Annotated in this window: 6 protein-coding genes; 5 read left to right on the forward strand and 1 reads right to left on the reverse strand. The window is 69.6% G+C overall.

Annotated elements, in window-relative coordinates:
• A partial coding sequence (locus D7X32_RS43010) for a serine/threonine-protein kinase (protein ID WP_120608280.1) occupies positions 1–1,820 on the forward strand: 1,820 nt, incomplete at its 5' end.
• A gap of 33 nt (positions 1,821–1,853) precedes the next feature.
• Here D7X32_RS43010 and D7X32_RS43015 read toward each other — a convergent pair.
• Complete coding sequence (locus D7X32_RS43015) at positions 1,854–2,213, reverse strand: hypothetical protein (protein WP_120608281.1); 360 nt, start codon at positions 2,211–2,213, stop codon at positions 1,854–1,856.
• Positions 2,214–2,487: 274 nt separating this feature from the next.
• Between D7X32_RS43015 and rplU the strand changes: the two genes are divergently transcribed.
• The 4 genes from rplU (at position 2,488) to D7X32_RS43035 (ending at position 5,269) form a co-directional block, all read left to right on the forward strand.
• On the forward strand, positions 2,488–2,796 hold the full coding sequence (gene rplU, locus D7X32_RS43020) for a 50S ribosomal protein L21 (protein WP_120608282.1): 309 nt from the start codon (positions 2,488–2,490) through the stop codon (positions 2,794–2,796).
• 45 nt (positions 2,797–2,841) lie between these two features.
• Positions 2,842–3,114: a 50S ribosomal protein L27 gene (gene rpmA, locus D7X32_RS43025; protein WP_120559476.1), complete on the forward strand. Its 273-nt coding sequence runs from the start codon at positions 2,842–2,844 to the stop codon at positions 3,112–3,114.
• Positions 3,115–3,243: 129 nt separating this feature from the next.
• On the forward strand, positions 3,244–4,584 hold the full coding sequence (obgE, locus tag D7X32_RS43030; protein WP_120608283.1) for a GTPase ObgE: 1,341 nt from the start codon (positions 3,244–3,246) through the stop codon (positions 4,582–4,584).
• A 4-nt stretch (positions 4,585–4,588) separates the two neighbouring features.
• Positions 4,589–5,269, forward strand: a complete 681-nt coding sequence (locus tag D7X32_RS43035; RefSeq protein ID WP_120530195.1) for a TrmH family RNA methyltransferase — start codon at positions 4,589–4,591, stop codon at positions 5,267–5,269.
• Positions 5,270–5,397 lie beyond the last annotated feature (128 nt).

Below are 5,397 nucleotides of genomic sequence, written 5' to 3' on the forward strand. Positions count from 1 at the left end.
CCGTCTACCTGGCCGAGCACGTGTCCATTGGCAGCCGCGTGGCGGTGAAGGTGCTGCACGAACACCTGACGCGCTACCCGGAGCTGGTGCAGCGCTTCCACGCCGAGGCCCGGGCGGTGAACCTCATCGGGCACGAGAACATCGTCAGCATCTTCGACCTCAACGCCACGGCGCCCCGGCCGTACCTCATCATGGAGTTCCTGGAGGGCGCGCCGCTGTCGGCGTGGGTGGGGACGCCGCTGTCCGCCGGGGCGGTGGTGCCCATGCTCGCCCAGGTGTGTGACGCGCTGCATGCGGCGCACGCGCGGGGCATCGTCCACCGCGACCTGAAGCCGGACAACATCTTCCTGGTGAAGCGCGGGCGGGGGATGCCCTTCGTGAAGGTGCTCGACTTCGGCATCGCGAAGCTGGTGGACGCGAGCATGCCGGAGACGGTGGCCGGCATCATCGTGGGGACACCGGAGTACATGGCCCCGGAACAGTCCCTCAGCCGGCGCCTGGACGGCCGCGCGGACCTGTACGCGGTGGGCGTCATCGCCTACCAGCTGCTCACCGGACGGCTGCCCTTTCCCGACGAGGGGCTCACCGCCCAGCTGGTGGCGCACCAGACGCGGCAGCCTCCGGCCCCGCGCTCCATCTGCCCCACGGTGCCGCCCGCGCTGGAGGCGGTGGTGCTGCGCGCGCTGGCGAAGGGGCCGGAAGAGCGCTTCCCGAACGCGCTCGCCCTGCGCGCCGCGCTGGAGCAGGCACTCGCCGCGAGGACCCCGCCGCCGCGCGCGGCCGTGGGCGCTCCCCGTCCCGCGCAGGGAGGTGCGCCCCAGGCGAACCCGCCCACGGGACCCCGGCGTACCCCGCCGCTGGCCCCTCCGGGGGCCGCTGGAGGGAAGACGCTCCCGGTGCCCGTTCAGGTGGTGCTGCAACCGGGCGCGCAGCCCCGGGCCTTCACGGGCTCCGACCTGTCGCGTGGCGGTGTGTTCCTGCATGCGACAGGGGAGCTGCCCCCGCTGTTCGCCCAGGTCCAGGTGGTGCTGCCCCTGTCCACGGGGCCGCTGTCCGTCACCTGCGAGGTGGTGCGCCACGTCTCGCCCGAGCAGGCCCAGTCCTGGAGCATGCGCCCGGGCTTTGGCGTGCAGTTCGTCGCGCCGTCCACCGCGCTGAAGGCCCGCGTGGAGCAGCACCTGGCCGGGGCCCTGGCCTCTCCGGCCCCCTCGCCCCGGGAGCTTCCGGACGACGCCGAGGCCGAGCGCGTCCTGGTGATGTGGCGGGGACAGCTGGCCGGGGAGGGCAGCCACTACGCGGTGCTGGGGCTTTCGCCGGACGTGGAGCTGGAGTCGGCGCGGGAGCGCGCGCGGGAGCTGTGGACCGCCCTGTCCGCGCTGCGGCAGCGGCCCCTGTCCCGCGGACAGCGCTCGCGCCTGGAGTCCATGCTGATCCGCGTGAGGGAGGCGGGCGACACCCTGGGCGTGCCGCTGCGCCGGGCGCGCTACGACGCACGGCTGGGCAACGCCCGGGGCGTGGCGCGGTGCCTGGAGGCGGGGCTCACCGCGGTCCAGACGGACGCCCTGCGCCGCGAGTTCCTGGCCGAGCAGCCCCGGGCGGTGGGCACCGCGCGGGTGCACTTCCTCACCGGCAGCTCGTTGGAGCGCGACGGCCAGCTCCAGCGGGCCCTGGAGGCCTACGAGCGGGGGCTGGAGCTGGATCCCCTGGACTGGGAGTACCAGCAACGCCGCCGCGTGGTGGACCGGGCGCTGGGCGCGCGCCTGTCCGGCGGTGCCCGAAATGAAAGGGCCCGATTCCCTGGGGAGGGAACCGGGCCCTGACGGCGCTTCCGGTGATTCAGCCGGAAGGCGTGACTACTGGGCCGAGCAGGCGTCGCTGACGCCGTCGAGCTTGCTGCTGCACGCCGTGAGACGCAGCGCGAACGCCTGCTGCTCGGACGCGGTCTTGTCGGAGCAGCCCTTCACGTCGCTCACGCAGTCCGCGTACTCGCTCAGCTTGTCCTTGTCGGCGTCGGTGCAGGAGTCGAGGGAGTCCTTACAGGACTCGATCTCCGCATCCGTCGGCGCCTCGAAGCCGGTGGTGGGCAGGCCACACTCGGAGACCTTGTCGACCAGGCTGTTGAACGCGTCCGCGGAGTCGTCGCAAACGTTGCCGCCGCAAGCGGTGAGCGTGAGCGAAGCCATGGCCGCCAGACCGAACAGGATATTCTTCATGATGGTTCTCCCCCTCAGGGATGAGGTACAGGTGGAAAGCAAGCGGCGCGCATCCTAACCAGTGCTCGCTTGCGGTACAGTGGACTTTTATTCCGGGAATTCTATTCAAAAGCAAATAGGGAAGCGCGTGGCGGGATGATCCGCCAACTGCCTTGACTCCCCCCCGGGTTTCCCGTAAGTCCCGCCGTCTTTTAGCGCGCCGGGCGGTCCGCCGTCCGAAATGCGCGTTGGATTCCATGGGTTGAACCAACCCGAAGCTGACAGGGGTTCGACGATGTACGCAGTCATTCGCACGGGCGGAAAGCAGTACCGCGTCGCTGAGGGCGACGTTGTCCGGATCGAGAAGATCGCCGGTGACATCGGCGCCGAGGTCTCGTTCACCGAGGTCCTCCTGCTGGGCGGCGCTGAGAGCCCGAAGGTGGGCCAGCCGACGGTGGCGGGCGCGAAGGTCGTGGGCAAGGTGCTGGCGCAGGACAAGCACCGCCGCGTCCTGCACTTCCGCAAGGAGAAGGAAGGCTGGACCCGCCGTCGGGGTCACCGCCAGCCGTACACCGAGGTGAAGGTCACCTCGATCTCCGGCTAATCGCCTTCCCGGTCATTCCCACACGAACTTCAAGGAGCAGGTGTCATGGCCCATAAAAAAGGTCAGGGTTCTTCGCGCAACGGGCGTGATTCCAACCCGCAGTACCGTGGCGTCAAGGTGTACGGCGGTGAGACCATCACGGCGGGCAGCATCCTCGTCCGTCAGGTCGGCACGGTCATCCACCCGGGCACGAACGTGAAGCTCGGCCGCGACTTCACCCTCTTTTCGACGGTGGACGGCGTGGTGAAGTACGAGCGCCTCGGCCGCGACAAGAAGAAGGTGTCGGTGTACCCGGCCGCCGCAGAGGCGAGCGCCTAGTCGGCGGCCCTGGGGTGACCCAGGGCACGGGCATTACCGAGCGGGTCGTTCCCGGTCCTTTCGTTCCCTTGGGAACGGGCGGATGCGAGGACGGCCCGCTCTGTGTTTTTCCAGGAGGGCGGTCGCCCCATGAAGTTCGTCGACGAAGTACGCATCTACGTGAAGGCGGGAGACGGCGGGAACGGTGCCGTGGCCTTCCGGCGGGAGAAGTTCATCGAGCGCGGCGGCCCCAACGGAGGGGACGGCGGCAACGGCGGTTCCGTGATGTTCGTGGCGAACCCGCAGCTGACCACGCTCCTGGACTACCGCTATCAGCAGCACCACCGTGCCAAGAACGGCGAGCACGGCATGGGCAGCGACTGCAACGGCCACGGCGCCGAGGACATGGTGCTCCAGGTGCCGGTGGGCACGCTGATCCGTGACGAGCACTCCGGCGAGCTGCTGGTGGACCTGAGCGACCCGGGCCAGCAGTACGTGGCGGCCAAGGGCGGGCGGGGCGGCCTGGGCAACATGAACTTCGCCACCTCCACGCGCCAGACGCCGCGCTTCGCGCAGGACGGCGGGAAGGGTGAGGAGGTCACCCTGCGGCTGGAGCTGAAGCTGCTGGCGGACGTGGGCCTCCTGGGCTTCCCCAACGCGGGCAAGAGCACGTTCATCTCGCGGGTGAGCCGGGCGCGGCCGAAGGTGGCGGACTACCCGTTCACCACGCTGGTGCCGAACCTGGGCATGGTCCAGTACAAGGACAACCTGTCCTTCGTCATGGCGGACATCCCCGGCATCATCGAGGGCGCCAGCGAGGGCGTGGGCCTGGGCCACCAGTTCCTGCGCCACGTGGAGCGCTGCAAGGTGCTGGTGCACCTCATCGACATGGGCGCCGAGGGCGAGGGCCGCAAGCCGCTGGACGACTTCAACATCCTCAACGCGGAGTTGAAGAAGTACAGCGCGGAGCTGGCCAGCAAGCCGCAGGTGGTGGCCGCCAACAAGCTGGACCTGACGGAGGCACGCGAGCGCCTGGGGCCCTTCACGGAGGCGCTGCGCCGCAAGGGCATCCGCGTCTACCCGGTGTCCTGCGCCACGGGCGAGGGCATGCAGCCCCTGATGGACGCGGTGGCGGAGGTGCTCTTCACCGGCCGCACCGGGAAGATCCACGTCGAGGCTCCGGCGAAGAAGACCGCCGCCAGGGCTCCCGCGAAGAAGGCTCCGGCGAAGAAGGCTCCGGCGAAGAAGGCTCCGGCGAAGAAGGCTCCGGCGAAGAAGGCCGCGAAGCAGGCGTCGCGCAAGAGCGCGGCGAAGAAGGCTCCTGCCAAGAAGGCCGCCGCCAAGAAGGCGCCCGCGAAGAAGGCCGCCGTGAAGAAGGCTCCGGCGAAGAAGGCTCCGGCGAAGAAGTCCGCGCGCAAGCCCGTGGCGAAGCAGGCCGCGCGCAAGGCTCCGGCGAAGAAGTCCGCGAAGAAGTCCGGCGGGAGGCGCTGAGCCGATGGCTGGTGGTGGCCCCCGCTACGAGAAGTTCGAGCGCGACGTCGTCGAGCCGGAGCAGTTCCTGCTCGACGTGCGGAAGGAGAAGATCGACCGCGTCGTCAGCCAGCGCACGCGCAACTTCGTGGTGGTGCTCGACCGGCTGGAGGACAACTTCAACATGGCCGCGGTGCTGCGCACCTGCGAGTCCATGGGCGTGCAGGAGGTGCACGTCGTCGTCAACCCGGAAGCGCCCTTCATCCCCAACCTGCGGGTGGCCCAGGGCTGCGACAAGTGGTTGGACGTGCACCTCTACAAGACGTTCGCGGAGTGCCGTGAACACCTGAAGGGGCGGGGCTTCAGCCTCTACGCGTCGGCGCTGCGCGAGGGGGCCACCAACCTCTACAGCCTGCGCTTCGACACGAAGTTCGCCATGGTGTTCGGCAACGAGCGCTATGGCGTGAGCGACGACGTGCTCAACGGCGTGGACGGCACCTTCTGGGTGCCCATGAAGGGCTTCAGCCAGAGCCTGAACATCTCCGCGGCGGCGTCCGCCAGCATCACCCGGGCGATCGCCTGGCGGGACGAGCACCTGGGGAGCTCCGGGGACCTGTCCCCCGAGGAGGCCCAGGAACTGCGCGAGCGCTTCTACCTGCTGGGCGTGAAGCAGCGGAAGCGTCTGGTCAAAGCCACACAGCGGTGAATGCTGGCCCCCCGGGGTCCGTCCGGATGCGGTAGATGGACCCTGCGGGTGCCCTGGGTGCCCGCTCCGGAGGCGCACGCCATGTTGCTGGAATCCCTGCTCTTCGCGCTGCTCACGCAGGCCCCCAC

The sequence above is a fragment of the Corallococcus carmarthensis genome, from assembly GCF_003611695.1.
Lineage (GTDB): Bacteria > Myxococcota > Myxococcia > Myxococcales > Myxococcaceae > Corallococcus > Corallococcus carmarthensis.

Coding starts and splice junctions, on each gene's coding strand:
- obgE (WP_120608283.1), top strand. CDS start 3,244: ATGAAGTTCGTCGACGAAGTACGCATCTACGTGAAGGCGGGAGACGGC.
- rpmA (WP_120559476.1), top strand. CDS start 2,842: ATGGCCCATAAAAAAGGTCAGGGTTCTTCGCGCAACGGGCGTGATTCC.
- rplU (WP_120608282.1), top strand. CDS start 2,488: ATGTACGCAGTCATTCGCACGGGCGGAAAGCAGTACCGCGTCGCTGAG.
- D7X32_RS43015 (WP_120608281.1), bottom strand. CDS start 2,213: ATGAAGAATATCCTGTTCGGTCTGGCGGCCATGGCTTCGCTCACGCTC.
- D7X32_RS43035 (WP_120530195.1), top strand. CDS start 4,589: ATGGCTGGTGGTGGCCCCCGCTACGAGAAGTTCGAGCGCGACGTCGTC.